The 19550-nt window shown below is 32.5% G+C and carries 23 protein-coding genes; 13 read left to right on the top strand and 10 right to left on the bottom strand.

What is annotated here, in order from left to right; all coding sequences use genetic code 11:
* The first annotated feature begins 2 nt into the window (after window positions 1-2).
* On the top strand, window positions 3-911 hold the full coding sequence (locus tag DFQ06_RS06645) for a DUF2279 domain-containing protein (protein ID WP_133966763.1): 909 nt from the start codon (window positions 3-5) through the stop codon (window positions 909-911).
* 110 nt (window positions 912-1021) lie between these two features.
* Window positions 1022-1684, top strand: coding sequence for a hypothetical protein (locus DFQ06_RS06640; RefSeq protein WP_042502847.1), 663 nt, complete (start codon window positions 1022-1024; stop codon window positions 1682-1684).
* 12 nt (window positions 1685-1696) lie between these two features.
* On the opposite strand, the gene DFQ06_RS06635 is transcribed toward DFQ06_RS06640, so the two are convergent.
* From DFQ06_RS06635 to dnaA, 3 genes are read right to left on the bottom strand one after another with little or no spacing between them, the layout of a single operon-like run.
* Window positions 1697-2413: an SAM-dependent methyltransferase gene (locus DFQ06_RS06635; RefSeq protein WP_074939253.1), complete on the bottom strand. Its 717-nt coding sequence runs from the start codon at window positions 2411-2413 to the stop codon at window positions 1697-1699.
* 1 nt (window position 2414) lies between these two features.
* Window positions 2415-2870 carry a low molecular weight protein-tyrosine-phosphatase gene (locus tag DFQ06_RS06630; RefSeq protein ID WP_042502844.1) on the bottom strand — a complete coding sequence of 152 codons (456 nt, stop codon included), beginning with the start codon at window positions 2868-2870 and terminating at the stop codon, window positions 2415-2417.
* A gap of 12 nt (window positions 2871-2882) precedes the next feature.
* The gene (gene dnaA / locus DFQ06_RS06625; protein ID WP_042502842.1) at window positions 2883-4310 is read right to left on the bottom strand and encodes a chromosomal replication initiator protein DnaA; all 1428 of its coding nucleotides are present in this window, start codon (window positions 4308-4310) and stop codon (window positions 2883-2885) included.
* Window positions 4311-4491: 181 nt separating this feature from the next.
* Here dnaA and DFQ06_RS06620 point away from each other — a divergent pair, with 181 nt between their 5' ends.
* Window positions 4492-4896, top strand: a complete 405-nt coding sequence (locus DFQ06_RS06620; RefSeq protein ID WP_042498266.1) for an acyl-CoA thioesterase — start codon at window positions 4492-4494, stop codon at window positions 4894-4896.
* 26 nt (window positions 4897-4922) lie between these two features.
* Here DFQ06_RS06620 and DFQ06_RS06615 read toward each other — a convergent pair whose 3' ends face one another.
* The 4 genes from DFQ06_RS06615 to DFQ06_RS06600 are packed head-to-tail and all read right to left on the bottom strand — an operon-like array spanning window position 4923 to window position 7626.
* Window positions 4923-5531: an IMPACT family protein gene (locus DFQ06_RS06615; RefSeq protein WP_074939257.1), complete on the bottom strand. Its 609-nt coding sequence runs from the start codon at window positions 5529-5531 to the stop codon at window positions 4923-4925.
* A gap of 1 nt (window position 5532) precedes the next feature.
* The gene (locus tag DFQ06_RS06610; protein ID WP_042498269.1) at window positions 5533-6144 is read right to left on the bottom strand and encodes an HAD family hydrolase; all 612 of its coding nucleotides are present in this window, start codon (window positions 6142-6144) and stop codon (window positions 5533-5535) included.
* Complete coding sequence (gene ribD / locus DFQ06_RS06605) at window positions 6137-7168, bottom strand: bifunctional diaminohydroxyphosphoribosylaminopyrimidine deaminase/5-amino-6-(5-phosphoribosylamino)uracil reductase RibD (RefSeq protein ID WP_133966761.1); 1032 nt, start codon at window positions 7166-7168, stop codon at window positions 6137-6139. Before ribD ends, DFQ06_RS06610 begins: the two co-directional genes overlap by 8 nt.
* 2 nt (window positions 7169-7170) lie before the next feature.
* The gene (locus DFQ06_RS06600) at window positions 7171-7626 is read right to left on the bottom strand and encodes an LEA type 2 family protein (RefSeq protein WP_133966759.1); all 456 of its coding nucleotides are present in this window, start codon (window positions 7624-7626) and stop codon (window positions 7171-7173) included.
* A gap of 54 nt (window positions 7627-7680) precedes the next feature.
* Here DFQ06_RS06600 and DFQ06_RS06595 point away from each other — a divergent pair, with 54 nt between their 5' ends.
* From DFQ06_RS06595 to DFQ06_RS06580, 4 genes are all read left to right on the top strand, one after another.
* Window positions 7681-8172: a GNAT family N-acetyltransferase gene (locus tag DFQ06_RS06595; RefSeq protein WP_133966758.1), complete on the top strand. Its 492-nt coding sequence runs from the start codon at window positions 7681-7683 to the stop codon at window positions 8170-8172.
* Between the two features lie 63 nt (window positions 8173-8235).
* Window positions 8236-9105, top strand: coding sequence for a peptide chain release factor N(5)-glutamine methyltransferase (gene prmC, locus DFQ06_RS06590; RefSeq protein WP_042502835.1), 870 nt, complete (start codon window positions 8236-8238; stop codon window positions 9103-9105).
* A gap of 160 nt (window positions 9106-9265) precedes the next feature.
* Complete coding sequence (ligA, locus tag DFQ06_RS06585) at window positions 9266-11269, top strand: NAD-dependent DNA ligase LigA (RefSeq protein WP_133966756.1); 2004 nt, start codon at window positions 9266-9268, stop codon at window positions 11267-11269.
* Between the two features lie 77 nt (window positions 11270-11346).
* On the top strand, window positions 11347-12090 hold the full coding sequence (locus DFQ06_RS06580; protein ID WP_133966755.1) for a hypothetical protein: 744 nt from the start codon (window positions 11347-11349) through the stop codon (window positions 12088-12090).
* Here DFQ06_RS06580 and DFQ06_RS06575 read toward each other — a convergent pair.
* From DFQ06_RS06575 to DFQ06_RS06565, 3 genes are read right to left on the bottom strand one after another with little or no spacing between them, the layout of a single operon-like run.
* A complete protein-coding gene (locus DFQ06_RS06575; protein WP_133966754.1) occupies window positions 12087-12830 on the bottom strand; it encodes a YoaK family protein in 744 nt (247 codons plus the stop codon). The genes DFQ06_RS06580 and DFQ06_RS06575 overlap by 4 nt on opposite strands.
* 53 nt (window positions 12831-12883) lie before the next feature.
* The gene (locus tag DFQ06_RS06570; RefSeq protein WP_133966752.1) at window positions 12884-13801 is read right to left on the bottom strand and encodes a bifunctional metallophosphatase/5'-nucleotidase; all 918 of its coding nucleotides are present in this window, start codon (window positions 13799-13801) and stop codon (window positions 12884-12886) included.
* A gap of 1 nt (window position 13802) precedes the next feature.
* The gene (locus tag DFQ06_RS06565; protein ID WP_042502822.1) at window positions 13803-14561 is read right to left on the bottom strand and encodes a 5'-nucleotidase C-terminal domain-containing protein; all 759 of its coding nucleotides are present in this window, start codon (window positions 14559-14561) and stop codon (window positions 13803-13805) included.
* A 58-nt stretch (window positions 14562-14619) separates the two neighbouring features.
* Between DFQ06_RS06565 and DFQ06_RS06560 the strand changes: the two genes are divergently transcribed.
* The 6 genes from DFQ06_RS06560 (at window position 14620) to porD (ending at window position 19496) form a co-directional block, all read left to right on the top strand.
* Entirely contained in the window at window positions 14620-15138 is a 519-nt protein-coding gene (locus DFQ06_RS06560; protein WP_042498293.1) for a DUF6913 domain-containing protein, read from the top strand.
* 1 nt (window position 15139) lies between these two features.
* The gene (gene dapA / locus DFQ06_RS06555; RefSeq protein ID WP_042498297.1) at window positions 15140-16018 is read left to right on the top strand and encodes a 4-hydroxy-tetrahydrodipicolinate synthase; all 879 of its coding nucleotides are present in this window, start codon (window positions 15140-15142) and stop codon (window positions 16016-16018) included.
* A 137-nt stretch (window positions 16019-16155) separates the two neighbouring features.
* Window positions 16156-16956, top strand: a complete 801-nt coding sequence (locus tag DFQ06_RS06550) for an outer membrane protein assembly factor BamD (protein ID WP_074939276.1) — start codon at window positions 16156-16158, stop codon at window positions 16954-16956.
* A gap of 14 nt (window positions 16957-16970) precedes the next feature.
* The gene (locus tag DFQ06_RS06545; RefSeq protein WP_042498299.1) at window positions 16971-17300 is read left to right on the top strand and encodes a DNA-directed RNA polymerase subunit omega; all 330 of its coding nucleotides are present in this window, start codon (window positions 16971-16973) and stop codon (window positions 17298-17300) included.
* Window positions 17301-17404: 104 nt separating this feature from the next.
* A complete protein-coding gene (gene coaBC / locus DFQ06_RS06540) occupies window positions 17405-18616 on the top strand; it encodes a bifunctional phosphopantothenoylcysteine decarboxylase/phosphopantothenate--cysteine ligase CoaBC (RefSeq protein WP_042498301.1) in 1212 nt (403 codons plus the stop codon).
* Window positions 18609-19496: a type IX secretion system protein PorD gene (gene porD / locus DFQ06_RS06535; RefSeq protein ID WP_042502820.1), complete on the top strand. Its 888-nt coding sequence runs from the start codon at window positions 18609-18611 to the stop codon at window positions 19494-19496. Before coaBC ends, porD begins: the two co-directional genes overlap by 8 nt.
* Window positions 19497-19550 lie beyond the last annotated feature (54 nt).

Below are 19550 nucleotides of genomic sequence, written 5' to 3'. Positions count from 1 at the left end.
TGATGGCTTTTAAAGTGAAGTACGCGCTATTTTTACTTTTAGTGTCGTCGGTTGCCTTTTCTCAAAAAGAATTTAATTCTTTTTTTATACCTAGTGATTCTTTAAATACCTCGCGGCGTAATGTTGTGGTTTATAGTGAAGCTGCACTTGCAAGTATTACTTTAATTGGGTTAAACCAACTGTGGTATGCCGATTACGAGCGTTCAAAATTCCATACCTTAAATGATAATGATGAGTGGTTGCAAATGGATAAATTTGGCCATGCCTTTTCAGCTTATCAAATGGGGAAGCATGGTGCACAGCTTTTAAATTGGAGTGGTGTAAGTGAAAAAGGTCAAATTTTATATGGTGCTACTTTAGGCTTTGGATTTCTTACAGCTGTAGAAATGCTGGATGGTTATTCTGATGAATGGGGTTTTTCTTGGGGTGATATTTTAGCAAATGCATCGGGTACAAGTTTGTATATTGGGCAAGAATTATTGTGGAAAGAGCAACGAATTGCGCTTAAATACAGTTTTCATCAAACAAAATATGCTAAACAAAACCCAGATAAGCTTGGAAACGGGCTATTAGAAGAGGTGTTAAAGGATTATAATGGGCAAACCTATTGGCTTAGTGCTAACATGCATGCGTTCTTTAAGGATAGTAAGATTCCAAAATGGCTCAATCTAGCTGTGGGTTACGGTGGAGAGGGCATGTTGGCTGGTGTAAGTAGTAATGTTAATTATTTGTTAATTAGTGATTTACGGCACAGGCAGGTCTTTTTAAGCCTTGATCTTGATTTAGAACATATAAAAACAAATTCAGCCTTTCTAAAAACTGTTTTTAGTGTTTTTAACATGATAAAATTACCATTTCCAACTCTCGAATTTGGTAAAAAAGGCTGTGTATTTCATCTATTGTACATTTGATTTGTGTCGTTAAACGATTAATTTTGTTAGTTTTAGAAAAAGCCGTACTTTTGCACGCTCAAAATTTCAGGTGAATTTAAATTGTAATTTCACTGAAGAATTTAGACATTATGACAAAGAATATTGCAAGTTACTTAGTCTTGGTACTTTTTACAGTAATTGTGTTAAGTGTGTCGTTTTCATCAAATGATTCGATCGTAGATTTAAGTAAATATTCAACAGCAGGCTTAGAGTTAAATTATACTGTAAGTCTGGACGAAGGTATCAAAGATGATATTTTACTGTCAAACGACGAGGACAATGAATTTTCTCCATTTTTGGGAAAATCATTTGTAGGATTTAAAGAAGCTATAGGCTTTAAAGAATCTAGAGGTAATTACGCTATTGTAAATACTTTTGGTTATTTAGGCAAATATCAATTTGGGACAGAAACTTTAAAGATGATTGGGATTAATAATCCGGAGGCATTTTTAAAAAGTCCTAAATTACAAGAAAAGGCATTTATTGCCAACGCTGCAAGAAACAAATGGATTTTGCGACGTGACATTAAAAACTTTGTAGGGCGCCGCATTAACGGTGTGTTAGTTACAGAATCTGGTATTCTAGCAGCGGCACATTTAGCTGGTCCTGGTAGTGTTAAAACTTATTTAAGGAGTTATGGTTTAGATAACTTCGCTGATGGTTTTGGAACCACAGTACAGTATTACATGAAGCGATTTTCTGGTTACGACACTTCGTTTGTAAAACCAGATAGACGAGCAAAAGCCATCTAAAAGGGGTTTAAATTAGCTTTTATGTATAATGAATAGCGTTGGTCTTTTATGAAGGTCAACGCTATTTTTTTGCCAAGCTGCGGCATTTTTAGTTTTTATAAACTCCGTGTCTAAAGTAATATCGCAAGCCACACAGATATCTGTGTTTTTCTCTAAAATGCTGCTTAAATCTTCTAGCATTTTGTTATTTCTATAAGGAGTTTCAATAAACAATTGAGATTGATTATGTTCGAAAGATAAGCGTTCTAAGCGTTTAATTTCGGCTTTACGCTCAGCTTTATCAATAGGTAAGTAGCCGTTAAAAGCAAAGCTCTGTCCGTTCATGCCAGAACTCATCATAGCCATTAAAATAGACGATGGTCCAACAAGTGGTACTACCTTTATGTTTTTTTCATGAGCTATTTTTACAACATCAGCTCCTGGATCTGCTACACCAGGGCAACCTGCTTCAGATAAAAGGCCTACGTTAATACCTGTTAAACAAGGATTTAAAAAGGCTGGTAATTCGCTAGCTTCTGTACGTTTGTTTAAAAGAAACAATTGTAAAGCGGGTTGTGATTTTGCCGGACATATCTTCTTTATAAATCGACGTGCTGTTTTTTCATTTTCAACAATAAAAACATCAATTTTATCTATAGTATTTTTTACAGTTATAGGCAAAACATCAAGTGGATTATTGTCTCCTAAAGTGGTTGGTATTAAGTAAAGTTGGCCTATAGCAGATGTCATTTTATTCCGAAGTTAAATTATGGGCAATAGTTATGCATGCTTCATTTAGCATGTTGTAAATGTTTTCAAATCCATTGGTTCCTCCGTAATAAGGATCTGGCACATTAAAATCTTGAGCTGGGTAAACTTCGTTTAAAATGAAATTTACTTTAGAAACGTCTTCATTGTTTCTCGCTAGTTTTATAACATTGTTGTAGTTAGAGTCGTCCATAACATAAATAAGATCGAAGGTATCAAAATCGGAAACCGAAAATTGCCTTCCTCTTAAGTTTGAAATATTTATGCCATACTTTTTAGCTACAGCAATAGAACGCGGATCTGGTGCATTACCGGTGTGGTAATTTGCGGTTCCTGCAGAATCTACAATAAAGTGTTTTGGTAGTTTTGCTCTTAAAATACCTTCGGCAAGTGGGGAACGACAAATGTTTCCCAAGCATACCATCAGAATTTTAGTCATTTTAAAACAGTTTTAAACAGAAAGTTTTTTCGAAATATCTTCAACGTATTTTTTAAATTGTTTATCTGTTGAAGATAAGTTGTCTACCGTTTTACATGCGTGTAAAACCGTTGCGTGGTCGCGTTTTCCTATTTGAGAACCAATACTTGCTAACGATGCTTTTGTTAATTTCTTAGCAAAAAACATAGCTAATTGTCTGGCTTGTACAATATGGCGTTTTCTAGTTTTAGATTGCAGTGTATCGATATCCATTTGGAAATAATCCGATACTACTTTTTGAATGTAATCTATAGAAACTTCGCGTTTTGTGTTTTTCACAAACTTCTCAACAATAGTTCTCGCTAAATCAATAGTGATTTCTTTTTTGTTGAAAGAGGATTGTGCTATTAACGAAATAATAGCGCCTTCTAATTCGCGGACGTTAGTTTTTATGTTTTTAGCAACATAATCTATAATGTCTTCTGGCATTTCAACACCATCGCGATATAATTTATTCTTTAAAATAGAAACGCGTGTTTCAAAATCAGGATGTTGTAACTCTGCTGAAAGCCCCCATTTAAAACGAGATAATAAGCGTTGTTCAATATCTTGCATATCAACAGGTGCTTTATCACTTGTTAATATCACTTGTTTTCCATTTTGATGTAAATGATTAAAAATGTGAAAGAAAACATCTTGTGTTCCTGTTTTTCCTGTTAGGAATTGCACATCATCAATAATTAAAACATCTATAATTTGATAGAAATGAATAAAATCGTTTCTATTATTTTTCTTAACAGAATCTATATATTGTTGCGTAAATTTTTCAGCAGAAATATATAAAACCGTTTTTTCAGGATATTTATCTTTAATATCAACACCAATAGCGTGCGCCAAATGCGTTTTACCTAGACCAACACCTCCAAAAATTAATAATGGATTAAAAGATGTGCCACCTGGCTTAGCCGCTACAGCTAATCCTGCACTTCTAGCTAAACGGTTAGAATCACCTTCTAAAAAGTTTTCGAAACTGTAATTAGGGTTTAATTGCGACTCTATTTTTACATTTCTAATTCCTGGAATTACAAACGGATTACGTAATTCGGGGTTTTTATTGTTTAAAGGAATGTCTACATCTTGTGATTTTAAACCACTTCTGTTAGAACTCGGAATTCTTTCTGTAAAAGGTTGTTTGTTGCCATATGTGTTTTCCATTTTAATAATGTAAACTAGCTTGGCTTTTTCACCTAATTCTTTAGTTAGGGATACTTTTAAAATCTTAACATAGTGCTCTTCTAACCATTCGTAGAAGAACTTACTGGGCACCTGAATGCTTAAAGCATTATCAGTTAGTTTAACTGCTATTATTGGTTCAAACCAGGTTTTATAAGCTTGCGGTTGAATATTATCCTTTATGAATTCTAGACAATTATTCCATACCGTTTGCGCAGTTATACTCATTTTAAAGACTCTTGTTGTTTGTTAATTTTATGGATGAAAAAACGAATTTCCATATCCCTCCATTTTGTGCTTGGCAAAGATGTGAACAAAATTCTTAAAAAAAAAATGAATTACTATTGAATAATTGGAATTTTTTCCTCAAGTTTAAGCACATGTCGAAACTACAAAAAATTATTCAAATATGGTCGTGAAATCCGATGAAATACAAATAAGAGTGAGATACGGTGAAACAGACCAAATGGGAGTCGTTTATCACGGAAATTATGCATTATATTTAGAAATGGGCCGTATTGAATGGCTAAGAAAACTAGGCATTTCATATAAAACTATGGAAGAAAATGGAATTATGTTGCCAGTGGTTTCTTTAAATGTAAATTATAAAAAACCAGCAGGTTACGATGACCTAATTAATGTAAAAACACAACTCAAAAAAAGACCCACTGCCAAAATAGAATTTGAGTACGAAATTACAAATGAGCAAGGTGAGCTTTTGTCTACAGCAAGCACGATTTTAGTGTTTGTAGACATGAAAACGAAGCGTCCAACAAAAGCACCTCAATATATTTTAGATATTCTTGAGGGATAAAAATTTTTTATTTTTTTTGAACGGATCTAAATTTGCTTGATTTGTATTTCGAAAAGATGGTTAAATTTTTCAAAAACGGCTTCAGATTCTTTTTTTCTAACGGAAATTGTAATCTGACAGTCTAATTCTAGTTTTTGATTCGTGATATTTAAGTTACGCTCTTTAATAACACGCATTACTTTATTCATGTTTTTATAATCGAAAGTAATGAGGTAATCTATATTAATTGTTTTCTCAATAATTTGGGAAGCTTCTAAAGCAAGTTGCGCGGTGGTTTTGTATGCGTTTATTAAACCACCAACGCCTAGTTTAACGCCTCCAAAATAGCGAACAACTACAATTAAGATGTTGGTAACATCAAAAGATTGAATTTGTCCGTAAATAGGCATCCCAGCGCTGTTGTTGGGTTCGCCATCATCATTTGCGCGGTAACTTATGGTTTCGGCACCTATTTGATAGGCGTAACACCAATGTCTAGCAGAATGATGCTCTTTTTTTAATCCTTCTATATGAAGCTTTACATCGTCTTCATTTAAAATAGGAAAGGCATAGCCAAAGAATTTACTGTTTTTATCTTTAAACAAAACAGGTTCTATAGCTTTGGTAATCGTTTTATAAGTGTCTTTTTCAGTCAAATTAAAATAAGTCGCTTTTGGTTTCAAATAAAGTGCAAACGTCTTCGGTTTCTGGATTTATGTGCCAAGTAGCAAACTTTAATCCTTTTGCAGTTTCAATGTTATCTTGATTATCATCAATAAACAAGCACTCATCAGCATTTAATTTATTTTCGTTTAAAACAAATTCAAAAATATCGGCATTAGGTTTTCTTAAATTTATTTCGTGAGATAAGTAAAAAGCATCGAAACAGTTTTTAAATTCATCGTAGAAAGAAAGACTTTCTTTAATAGAATCTATATGGAGTTCGTTGGTGTTACTCAACAAAATAAGTTTATATTCTCCAGATGCTTTAAGGTTTTTTATAAACTCTAATCTTTCTTTAGGGAAGTGTTTTAGCATGTAATTCCATGTGTAAATCAAATCTTCTTCCGAAAGTTTAGGGAAGTTTTCTTTATAAAAACTTAAAAATTCTTCTGTTGAAATTAAGCCTTGTTCGTAAAAACTATTAAACGCCGTAATTTCCTCAGAAAAAGAATCAATTTCTAAGGTTTCAAAAGCATATTTAGCAGCGCCATCGATATCAAGGTTTATAAATACGTTTCCGAAATCGAAAATTAATGTTCTAATCATTTTTATATATTTTTAAAAGATCTGTAAGTATGTATTCTTCATGAACTAATTGTCCTGAAATATGTGGTGCTTTAACACCAGTTTTAAATGTTGTCTGTCCAGTAAAAACTCGAGCTTCGTCCCAAAGATTTTCGTCTATAAATGTTTGTAATGTTTGTGCGCCACCTTCAATAATTACAGAATTTATGTTATTATTATAAAGTATAATGCTTATCTGTTTTGCTATGTCGGTTTTTGACTCCCAATCTATGTTTTCGGAGTTTTTATTGATGTTTTTTTCGGTAATCCTGATAGTTTGAGCGGCATCATTAAAAATAGTTAAATTATCAGGGAGTCTTTCTGTTTTGTCTAAAACAATTCTAATAGGGTTTTTTCCTGTAAAATCTCGAGTTGTTAAAGATGGATTATCCGCTAGTGCTGTTTGTGTGCCCACTAAAATGGCTTGTTCTTCTGCGCGCCATTTGTGCACCAATTGCCTAGAGTAGGTGTTGGTAATCCAAACTGGTTTTTGTTCATCTTTACTTATTGGAGCAATAAAACCATCGCTAGTTTCTGCCCATTTCAAAATAATATAAGGTCTTTTTTTATTATGAAATGTAAAAAAGCGTTTGTGGTGCGCTCGACATTTTTTTTCTAAAATACCAACAACTACGTTGCATCCAGCTGCTTTTAGTCGTTTTATACCTAAGCCTGCTACTTTTTCAAAATCGTCTACACAACCAATTACTACATTGGGTATTTGGTGTTTAATAATTAAGTCGCTACAAGGAGGTGTTTTTCCATAATGTGCGCAAGGTTCTAGTGTAACATATATGGTGGCTTGTTTTAAAAGCGTTTTATCGTTTACAGAATTCATGGCGTTTACTTCGGCGTGATTTCCACCGTATGTACTTGTATATCCTTCGCCAATAATTTTGTTATTGCAAACAATTACACTACCAACCATTGGGTTTGGGCGTGTGCTTCCTAGTCCGTTTTTGGCAATTTCTAAACAGCGTGTTATGTAGGTTTCGTGTGTATTCAATATTAAAATTTTATTTTAACGTTTTGGGTTTCGTCAACAGCATAACTATGCGAAAAACCAAAGGTTTTATAATTGATTTCTCCTGTGTATTGAATTTTAACCTTTTTGCTAAATAAGCTTCCTAATAATCCACTTAGGTTTTTATTGCTAAAAATACTGTCTGTTGGAATTTGAGCTTTTAACGGAATTGTAAATTCTTTTTTTGCCGGAACACCAAAATGTTCTGCCGATATATGTCCCATTTCATTATCGTTAACAAATATTTTAATGGCATCGGTTTGCAATTCGCCTCCAATATCGTTAGGGTTTAAAAACAGGGCATCGGCTGTAAACGTTACGTTTTTAGATGTTGACTCTAAGATTTTAATGTTTTGTACACCTATAAAAGTCGGTTTTTCGGTTACAGTACAACTTAGAAAAGAGATGAGTAGTGTTGATAAAATTATGAGTTTCTTCATTACGTTTTTTTCGGATTTACTGTATCTTCACCAGACAAAAAGCAAAGTTTTATAGTGAACAAAGATAATATAGTTATTCGAGAAATTGGGCCTAATGACAACGCAGGAATCGAGCAAGTTATCAGGGCGTGTTTTCATGAGTTTAATATTCCTTTAGAAGGTACGGCTTACACCGATCCAGAAACCAAACAAATTTTTCAGGCTTACCAAAATACAAATGATGTTTATTTTGTTATTGAAGTAGATGGTGAAATTTTAGGAGGCGGTGGTTTAAAGCCTTTAAGCGGTTTTGAAACTACGGTTTGTGAAATTCAGAAAATGTATTTTTCATCTAAAATTAGAGGTAAAGGGTACGGAAAACTTTTGTTTTCTAAATGTTTAGAAGCTGCTAAATCTTTGGGATATAAACAATGTTATATTGAATCGTCTACACAGTTAAAAGCGGCTATTCATATTTATGAAACTCATGGATTTAAACATCTAGACAGGGCTCTGGGTGATACTGGGCACTTTTCTTGTGGTGTTTGGATGCTAAAAGATTTATAGTTTTTTAGTTTGAATCAAAATTAACAAGAGTAAATGCACTAAGTATTTCTAATTATTGAAAAAATGAAGTTAAAAGACATTCAGAAAATATTTCACGACAAGTTAGAGCCATTTTTTCAATTAGAAGAAGTCGATAGTTTCTTTTATATTTTAATTGAAACCTATTATAAAGTAACACGTTTACAATTAGCAATGGATCGTGATTTAGAGGTCGAAAACGAGGCGCTTATTTTAGAAGCATTAATGTTGTTAGAGCAACAAATACCTATTCAATATATTTTAGGTGAAACCGAATTTTACGGATTAACGTTTAAAGTAAACGATAACACTTTAATTCCAAGGCCTGAAACTGAAGAGTTGGTAAGTTGGGTGTTAAAATCGGTAGAAGAAAATAAAAGCATAAATATTTTAGATATAGGTACTGGCAGTGGTTGTATCGCTATTTCTATTGCCAAAAACTTACCAAATGCAAAGGTTTTTGCATTAGATGTTAGTGGTGAAGCTTTAAAGGTTGCTAGAGAAAATGCCGAGTTGAACCAGGTAGCTGTTACTTTTATCAATCAAGATATATTATCGGTTGAAGGTGAGCAATTATTAGAAGATGCTAAATTTGATATCATTGTTTCTAATCCGCCTTACGTGCGTCATTTAGAGAAAAAGTTAATGCAAACTAACGTGTTGGAAAACGAACCGCATTTGGCACTTTTTGTTGATGATGAAAATCCGTTGGAATTCTACAAAGCTATTACCGAATTTGCAAGCCATAATTTAAAGGGAAACGGGCTTCTGTTTTTTGAAATAAATGAATATTTAGGAAACGAGATGATTCAATTATTAAAAGGAAATCATTTTAAAGACATCCATTTAAAACAAGATATGTTTAGAAAAGATAGAATGATTAATGGTGTTTTTACGGAGCAAGAAACATTATAATTATATCAATAAATAATTCTATTTTCATTTAAAGAAATAAGAAATTGATGATTTTCAGTAGTTTTCTATTCAGATAGTATTTCCTAAATTTGAAGCGTAAAATAAAAAGTGCTGAATCATTTCAATAGAACATAAATTCAAGCAAAGTATACCCACATCAATGAGCAACATTAAAAAGCAAATTCAGGAATTAAGTGACGAATTACGTATGCACAACCATAATTATTATGTGTTGGATAATGCGACTATTTCCGATTACGATTTCGATATAAAATTAAAAGAACTTCAAGAATTAGAAGCTAAACATCCTGAGTTTACAGATGCTAATTCGCCAACGCAACGTGTAGGTGGTGCCGTTACTAAAAATTTTGAGACCATTAAGCATGCGCAGCGTATGTATTCATTAGATAATTCGTATTCTAAAGAAGATTTGCTCGATTGGGAAGCGCGAATTAAAAAAATGATAGATGGTGATGTTCAATACACTTGTGAGTTAAAATATGATGGTGCATCTATTAGTTTAACTTATGTTAATGGTGTATTGGAAAAAGCGGTAACTCGTGGTGATGGTTTTCAGGGGGATAATGTTACGGCTAATGTAAAAACTATAAAGTCTGTACCTTTAAAATTGAAAGGTGATTTTCCTCCAATATTTGATATTCGAGGAGAAATTGTATTGCCTTTTGAAGGGTTTAATAAAATGAACGAAGACCGGATTGAAATAGGGGAAGAGCCTTATAGAAATCCGAGAAATACAGCGTCAGGAAGTTTGAAGTTGCAAGATAGTGCAGAAGTTGCTAAGCGCCCTTTGGAGTGTTTATTGTATAATTTAACAGGCGGAAATTTAGGTGTTTCTAATCAGTTTGAGAGTTTAGAAAAAGCACGTCAATGGGGTTTTAAAGTTCCTGAAGTTGCTAAACTGGCAAATTCTATAGACGAAGTTTTAGACTTTATAAATTATTGGGATATACATCGTCATGATCTTCCTTTTGAAACTGATGGTGTTGTTGTAAAAGTGAATAGCTTACAGCAGCAAGAGGAGCTTGGTTTTACATCCAAAGCACCACGTTGGGCTATGGCTTATAAATTTAAAGCCGAGCAAGTTTCTACACGATTAAACAGTATATCTTACCAAGTTGGTAGAACGGGAGCCATTACACCTGTGGCAAATTTAGAGCCTGTAGAATTAGCAGGAACAACGGTTAAGCGTGCATCTTTACATAATGCAGATCAAATAGAGAAGCTTGATATTCGTGTTGGTGATATGGTTTATGTTGAAAAAGGTGGAGAGATTATTCCTAAAATATTAGGGGTGGATTTGGCTGAAAGGCCAGCAAATTCTGCGTCTACCGTATATATAACGAATTGTCCGGAATGTGATACACCTTTAGAGCGTAAAGTTGGCGAGGCACAGCATTATTGCCCGAATTATAATGGATGTAATCCTCAAATTATTGGAAGAATTCAGCATTATATTTCGCGTAAAGCGATGGATATTGATGGTTTGGGAGGAGAAACGGTTGCGCTTTTAGTTAATGAAGGTTTAATTACTAATTATTCCGATTTATATGAATTGACTAAGGAGCAAGTTATTCCGCTGGAACGTATGGCAGATAAAAGTGCCGAAAAATTGATTCAAGGCGTAGAACAATCTAAAAACATACCTTTCGAGCGTGTTCTTTTTGCTTTAGGTATTCGCTATGTTGGTGAAACGGTGGCTAAAAAGTTAGCGAGGCATTATAAAAGTATTGATGCGGTTCGAGAAGCATCACAAGAAGCTCTTGTTAATGTTGATGAAATAGGAATTAAAATAGCAGAGAGCGTTTGTTTGTTTTTTGCTTCCGAAGAAAATAATAATATTATAAACCGATTAAAATCTTTTGGTGTTCAGTTAGAAATGTCGGCAGAAGAATTGGTTGGTAAAACGAGTTTACTTACCGGACAATCTATAGTTGTTACTGGAGTTTTTGAAACTGTTTCTAGAAATGAATTGAAGAAGCTTATTGAGGATAATGGAGGGAAAGTTAGTAGTTCTATCTCATCTAAAACAAGTTTTATAGTTGCTGGAGATAAAATGGGGCCTAGTAAAAAAGAGAAAGCAGAGAAGTTAAACGTAGAATTGATTAGTGAGGCTGAATTCTTGCAAAAGATAGGTTTTGAATAAAAATAATCGATTAAAAGCATTTTAACTCTATCAAATTGAGCTATTTGTTTATATTTGTTTCGATTTTAGAAGCAAATATGTACAAGTCAAAAATCTTTATAATATTAATTGCAGCTGTTTATGTTTTTTATGTTGTTTTCGAGTTTAACGGAAATCCAGACTTAGCATTTTACTTCGAATCGCTTATTGTGCCACTAGTGGTTGCTCGCTATGTGGTTTCGGTTAAACCAAAAAACAAGTTGTTTTTGCTGTTTTTTGTGATTTTTGCTGCATCGGATTTGTTGGCTATTTTTGATAAAATTGCCTACCCAGATGTAAATTCTAGTTACTATCAATATGCCTATTATCTGGGGAATAGCTTATATGTTTTGGCTTATTTTATGCTGTTTTTTAAAATGTGTCAGTCTATAAATTTTAAATATGTGTTTAAAAACTTGAAGGTTCATTTGTTTGTTTTAATAGTGCTAGATGTCTACTTAATTTATGTATTATATGCTATTGAGCAGCCTAATCTTCGAACAAATAGTATTTATTTTTTAGAGAATACTTACAATATTATCATTCTATTAGTTTTGTCTTTATCGCTGCTAAATTATTTTTACCGCGATAATGAAAAATCACTTTTCTTGTTTTTTGGAGTGTTATGCCTTGTTTTTTCCGAAGTAATAGATATTGCTAATATTTATATTTCTCAAAGTAGCTTATTAAACTTTTTGGCTACAACATTAGTTTTAGGAGCTTTTTACTTTTTCTACGAGCAATCTCAATTATCGAACGTTAGCCCAAGAGAAGATAAATATTATCCACACTTTAAACCTTAATTAGGGTTTTTTCGTTGGTTGTACTTTCTTTTTGTTTTTATGAGTTGATATCTAAAGTCGTCGTAAAATAAACTTGATAGCAAAATTAATGCCGCAAGTATTAGGGTATTTAATTTTAAATGAACTTCAGAATAAAAAAATCCGCCTATCAAACCTCCTATAAAGAAAGAAGAAATTATATATATACGTAACTTAATATTCTCTTTTAACTTGGCTCGGTCAGGATGAGATTCTGGGAATAATAAATGGGACAAATCTATACCTAAATCTGTAAAAAGCCCTGTGAGGTGTGTTGTTCTTACTACTGCGTTTGAAATTTTAGTAACAAATGAGTTTTGTAGGCCCATTGCAAAAAGCATTGCACAGACTATAAAATTAGGATAAGCTATTTCTATAAAGTTGCTTGTTATCGCAATAGAAATTAAAATTAAGCTTTCTATTAAAGTAGGTATAACAAAAACGTTGAGTTTTTTATTAACCCTATATTTTTCAATTAAAAAGCTTGAAGCAAAAGAACCAAGAAGAAAGGAAAAAATATATAGAAAATAGATGGTGCCTTTCCAAAATTCAAAATTAGCAAGATCGTATATAAAGAGCGCAAAATGCCCTGTTACATTTGTGGTTAATTGCTTAAATGATAAAAATCCGGTAACATTTATTATTCCAGCAGCTAAAGACAAAACAGTGGCAATTTGCAGGTTATGTTTTAAAGTTCTGCTTTTGCCTTGATGTCTAAACATGTGATACTCTTTTTAAAGGTATTCTTAATTTCAGTTCATGGATAAGTATAGCATTAGACAATAATCGAAGTTCCGTTAGCCGATTTGTTTTTATCGGAATCGAAATAGAAATCTATTTTACCTAGATTAATACCATAGCAGCCTACTTGGTTAACAAGTGTGTTTTTACCATCTATATTGTTTACAACAGTTGGTTTCTTTAAAAATGTATGCGTGTGGCCACCAATAATTAAATCGATATCTTTTGTTGCTCCAGCAAGTTTTAAATCGTCTATTTTATCTGGGTTGTTTTTATAATGATACCCTAAGTGAGATAAACAGATAATTAAATCGCAGTGTTCATCTTCTTTTAAAATACGCGTCATTTCTTGGCTTGTTTCAACGGGATCTAAATACTTTGTTTCCTTAAACATGCTTTTGTCTACCAAGCCAGTTAGCTCTATGCCTAAACCAAAAACGCCTATTTTAATACCATCTTTTATAAATGTTTTATAAGGTTTGGTATGTGTATCCATTATAGTGTTAGAGAAATCGTAGTTTGCTGTAATAAAAGGAAACTCAGCATGCGGTAATTGTGCATATAAACCATCGATACCATTATCAAAATCATGATTACCAATAGTTGCGGCATCATATTTTAATTTACTCATTAGTTTAAATTCCAATTCTCCACCGTAATAATTAAAATATGGTGTGCCTTGAAAAATGTCACCAGCATCTAGTAGTAAAGTGTTAGGGTTTTCCTTCCTTATAGCATCTACTAAATTTGCTCTACGTGCAACACCACCCTTGTTTGCATTTCGACCATCTTCAGGTCCAAAAGCATCAATGTGGCTATGTACATCGTTAGTATGTAAAATTGTTATTTTAGATGTTTTATCAAGCGTAGTGAACGATTGAAGTCCCATGCTGCCAAGCGTAACTAATGCAGTTCCAGCGGTGGCTTGTTGTATAAAGTCTCTACGTTTCATATTATTTAATTTGAGTGAATCTATCGTCTATAACCGGGTTAATGGTGTCCAGTTTCATAAACTTATCAATTAGCGCATTTCTTATTTTATAATCTAAAACATATAGACTATCGTTTGTTTTAAAGAAGGTCATGTTATCGCCTCCACTGTATAGATAATCGTTTGTTGCAACATAGTAAGTTTTATCTTTTTCTATGTTTTTACCATTTACTTTAGCTTCAAGAATATTAGAATCTTTGTCTAATGTTAATTTAATTCCAGAAACCGGATGTGCTCGTTTTCCTCGAGATAAGTAAAGCATTATACTATCTACTTGTTCGCCTTTTAGCGCCACAACAACAATGCTGTTTTCAAAAGGCATTAAGCCAAAAGCGGTTCGTTTTGAAACATTTCCTTTAGATAAAATAGAGCGAATACCACCATGATTTAGTAAAACCATATCAATATCTTTTCCTGTTCTACTTTTAAAAATAGGGTTAGATTCGCTATAAACGGCATCGGCCATAAAATTACCAATAGCAGTATTGTATTCGCCATCTTTTTTAGTGTAGGTGTCTGCAGAATAGGCTAAAACGCTATCAAGATCTTTTTCAATTCTGTCTTTAAAAGGTTTTATATAAGCTTCAATCTCACTATTTCCGCCTAAAGAATCTGTAATGGTAATTTGCTTACCTTCAATTTTTGTGAGATGTAATTTTTGATCTTTACACCCTGAAAAAACAAAAATATTTAACAAAATAAATAAATATGTAATCCTCATATATTAAACTAATTTTTTGAATGTACTTTTGCTACCTTTGCGCAAAGGATAAAGGTAAATGATTTTAAAGGGTTTTAAAGAAAAATCTAATAAAAAATACTTGAACAAATTATTATTGGAACGCCAATTGGAGGTTACCGATAGTGATGTTGAGAGTTTAGGGGTGATTCTAAATTTAGATGAAATTGACGATTTTGAGATGTTTAATTCGTTGGCCAATACTCTAAAAGTAAAGTCTAATAAATTGAAAATCATAGCCTTTTCTCAGAGTAAGAAAGAAGATTTAAAGACTTGGGATAATTGTTATAATCCTAAAGATTTTGGTTGGAGAGGTGCAATTAAAAACCCAGAATTAGAAGGGTTTTTAAATACTAAATTTGATGTTTTAGTTAGCTATTATGATACCGATATTTTAGAATTGAAGCTAATTACTGCAAAATCTAAGGCGAAATTTAAGATTGGAATATTGCAAAGTGACGAGCGGGTTAACGATTTAATTATAAAAACAAACTTAAAAGAGTTCGATTTATTTAAAACCGAAACTTTTAAATACTTAAAAATATTAAATAAAATTTAGAATGAATAGTAAGTTTCTTGGAACTGGAGTGGCATTGGTAACGCCTTTTAATGATGATTTAACAGTAAATCATGAAGCATTAACCAATATTGTAAACTTCAATATTGATAATGGCACAGAGTATTTGGTAATTAGCGGTACAACTGCCGAGAGTGTAACAATTACTAAAGACGAAAAGAAAGCTATTGTTGCCACTATTGCTAAAGCTAATAATGGTCGTGTACCTTTAGTTTTAGGCATTGGAGGTAATAATACTATGCAGGTTATTGAAGAAATTAAAGCAACAGATTTAAGTGGTATCGATGCCATTTTATCTGTTACACCTTATTATAGCAAGCCAACTCAAGAAGGGATTTATCAACATTTTAAAGCCATATCAGAAGCTTCGCCTGTAGATATTATATTATATAATGTGCCAGGAAGAACATCTAAAAATATGGATGTTAGTACAACGCTAAGGTTGGCAAACGATTTTAAAAATGTTATTGCTGTAAAAGAAGCAGGAAATAACGTGGCTCAATATTTACAATTAATAAAGAATAAACCAGAAGACTTTTTAGTGATTTCTGGGGATGATGATTTAGCATTATCTATTGTTTTAGCCGGTGGAGCAGGAGTTATCTCTGTAATAGGGCAAGCATTTCCTAAAGATTTTTCTGAAATGATTCGTTTAGGATTAAAAGGAGATAATAAAGCAGCTTACAAACTTCATTTTAAATTAATGAATGTTATCGATTATATATTTGAGGAGAATAACCCATCTGGAATTAAAGCTGTTTTTCAAGCTTTAGGCTTATGTGAAGATACTGTGAGGTTGCCTTTAGTGCCTGCAACAGATGCCTTAAAGCAAAAAATTAAAGATTTTGTAGAAGCTTATTAAATATTTTCTCAGTGTTAAATATAACTTAAACCTTATGATTACTGGGTTTAAGCCTCTATTTTAGCAAAAGTTTGGATTGAAAATAATATTTTTAATATCCATATTATTAACCTAATTTTGCATCCTCTTTTATATTTATGAAAAAGTTTTTTTACATTTTATTAGTATTCACTGTTTTAAGTAGTTGTAGCGAGTATCAAAAGGTTTTAAAATCTGAAGATATTGCCACTAAATTTAAAATGGGTGAAGAATTATATAACGAAGGTAAGTTTGCTAAAGCCAATAGGTTATTTGCTCAAATTGTACCTAATTATAGAGGGAAACCTCAAGCAGAAAAATTGATGTATTTATATTCTAATTCTTTCTATGAAATGGGAGATTATTATGTAGCAGGATATCAGTTCGAGCGTTTTGCATCAAGTTATCCAAATAGTGAAAAGCAAGAAGAAGCTTCTTTTTTAAGTGCAAAAAGTTATTCAATGCTTTCACCAGCTTATACTAAAGATCAAAAGCAAACGGTTGAAGCTATTGAGAAATTGCAAACATTTATTAATGTGTTTCCAGAATCTAAATATGTTGCCGATGCAAATACTTTGGTACAAGAGTTAGATTTTAAATTAGAGAATAAAGCATATAGTATAGCAAAGCAGTATAACTTAATCTCAGATTATGAGGCGTCAATAAAATCATTCAATAATTTTATTTTCGATTTCCCAGGATCTTCTTTAAGAGAAAAAGCTTTGTTTTACAGATTAGATTCTGCCTATAAATTAGCAATGAATAGTGTAGAACGAAAAAAAGAAGCACGTTTAAATCAGGCTAAAGAATTTTACGAAAGCTTTAAAAAGGCTTATGTAAACTCTGAGTTCATTTCGCAAGCAGATGATATGGCAGTAGAATTAAATGGCGCTTTAGAAAATTATAGCACAAAAAGTTAAATAACAAGACCAAAATGGATTTAAAGAAAACCAATGCTCCCGTTAATACGATTACGTATGATAGAAATCAAATAGATGAGCCAACAGAGAACATCTACGAGTCAATTTCAATCATATCAAGACGTGCAGAGCAAATTAATACGGAGATTAAAAAAGAATTAATCGATAAGTTAGAAGAATTTGCTACTTATAACGATAGTCTTGAAGAGATCTTTGAAAATAAGGAGCAAATTGAGGTGTCTAAATTTTACGAAAAATTACCAAAACCTCATTCATTAGCTGTTCAAGAATGGTTAACAGATAAAATTTATTTTAGAAATACAGAAGAAGATACTCAAGAGTAAATTCTTAAATTTCTTTACAATATTTAAACTCCAAACCAATTATAATAATAGGCTTGGAGTTTCTTAGGTTATTAGGTAAATATTAAAATTGAAGCATCTATTTTATGAGTATTTTAAACGGTAAAAATGTACTGTTAGGAGTTACGGGAGGTATTGCAGCTTATAAAACGGCTTCATTAGTTAGGTTATTTGTTAAATCTGGAGCAAACATAAAAGTCGTAATGACGCCTGCGGCTAAAGAGTTTGTTACACCGTTAACCTTATCTACACTTTCTAAAAACCCGGTACATTCTACTTTTACAAATGAAGAAGATGATAATGCTACTTGGAATAATCATGTAGATTTAGGGCTTTGGGCCGATGTTTTTATTGTTGCACCAGCCACAGCAAATACCTTATCTAAAATGATGAACGGTGCTAGTGATAACTTACTTCTAGCTACATATTTATCAGCCAAATGCCCAGTATATTTTGCACCAGCCATGGATTTAGATATGTATAAGCATCCCGCATCATTAGAATCTTTTGAAAAGCTTCAGAGTTTTGGGAATATTATGATTCCTGCTGGAAGCGGAGAATTAGCGAGTGGTTTAGTAGGCGAGGGCCGGATGGCAGAGCCGGAAGATATTGTGTCTTTTATTGAACAAGATATCTTAGGTAAATTACCGCTACGTGGAAAAAAAATATTAATTACTGCTGGACCAACTTACGAAGCCATAGATCCTGTGCGTTTTATTGGTAATCATTCTAGTGGAAAAATGGGTTTTGAAATAGCAAAAGCATCTGCTAACCTTGGAGCAGAAGTGGTTTTAATTTCAGGACCAACACATCAAAAAGTATCACATTCTTTAATAAACGTAGTGCCGGTTGTTAGTGCTGCTGATATGTATAATGCGGTTCATGAGCATTTCAATACTGTTGATGTTGCAGTGCTTTCTGCAGCAGTTGCCGATTTTACTCCAAAAGAAGTTTCTAATCAGAAAATAAAAAAGAAAAGTGATACGTTAACGTTAGAGTTAGGGCGTACTAAAGATATTTTAGCTTCGTTAGGCGATATTAAAACAAGTCAATACTTAGTTGGTTTTGCTTTAGAAACTAACAACGAGCTCGAAAATGCAAAAGGAAAATTAAAAAGAAAGAATTTAAATTTAATTGTTTTAAATTCGTTAAATGATAAAGGCGCTGGTTTTAAAGGCGACACCAATAAAGTTACTTTTATTGATGATGCTGGTAATATTACCGAAAATAGCCTAAAATCAAAAGCCGATGTGGCGATAGATTTGTTAAACAAAATTATTGAAAATATACATGCGTAACATATTAGTTGTTTTATTGTTAGTATTAAGTTTCACGGGTATTTCGCAAGAACTAAACTGTAAAGTGATTGTTAATGCGCAACAAACCGGAAACGAAAACTTTCCTATTTTTAAAACTCTAGAAAAACAACTTACCGAGTTTGTCAATAAAACAAAATGGACTAACCAGAAGTTTGCACCACAAGAGCGCGTAGATTGTAGTATGTTTATTAATATTGTTGAGTATAGCGGAGAGTCTTTTAGTGCAACGTTACAAGTACAATCTTCTCGACCAACTTACGGCTCATCATATAGCTCTCCAATTTATAATTTTAACGATAAGGATTTTAATTTTAGATATTTAGAATTTCAAAATCTAATATTTAACCCAACGCAATACGAATCTAATTTAGTTTCTGTGTTAGGGTTTCATGTATATATGGTTCTCGGTTTAGATGCCGATTCGTTTGCCGAAAAAGGTGGAGATCCTTATTTTAAGCAAGCACAAATTATTACAAATTATTCTCAGCAAAGCAATTCTGCAGGTTGGAAGTTAGAAGATGGTTTACAAAGTCGTTTTGCACTTATCGATAACATAATGTCGCCTACGTTTAAGGAGTTTCGCGAGGTTATGTATACATACCATAGAGAAGGTATGGATGTTATGGCAGAAAATAATAAAAAAGGTAAACAAGAGATTGCATCGGCACTTTCTACATTTAAAGATATGAATAGCCGTAGACCTAATTCTTTTTTATTACGAACGTTTTTTGACGCAAAAGCCGACGAGTTAGAACAAATTTTTAGTGACGGACCAAATGTAAATATTGCAAGTTTGAAAGAAACACTGCAACGTATTGCGCCTATGCACAGTTCTAAATGGAGTAACATTAAGTTTTAGAATAACACTTTTATACTAACAACTAATCATTAAGTCTAACATAAAAGACTACAA

Source organism: Algibacter lectus (assembly GCF_004368925.1).
Lineage (GTDB): Bacteria > Bacteroidota > Bacteroidia > Flavobacteriales > Flavobacteriaceae > Algibacter > Algibacter lectus.
This window is presented reverse-complemented; position numbering and strand designations above follow the sequence as displayed.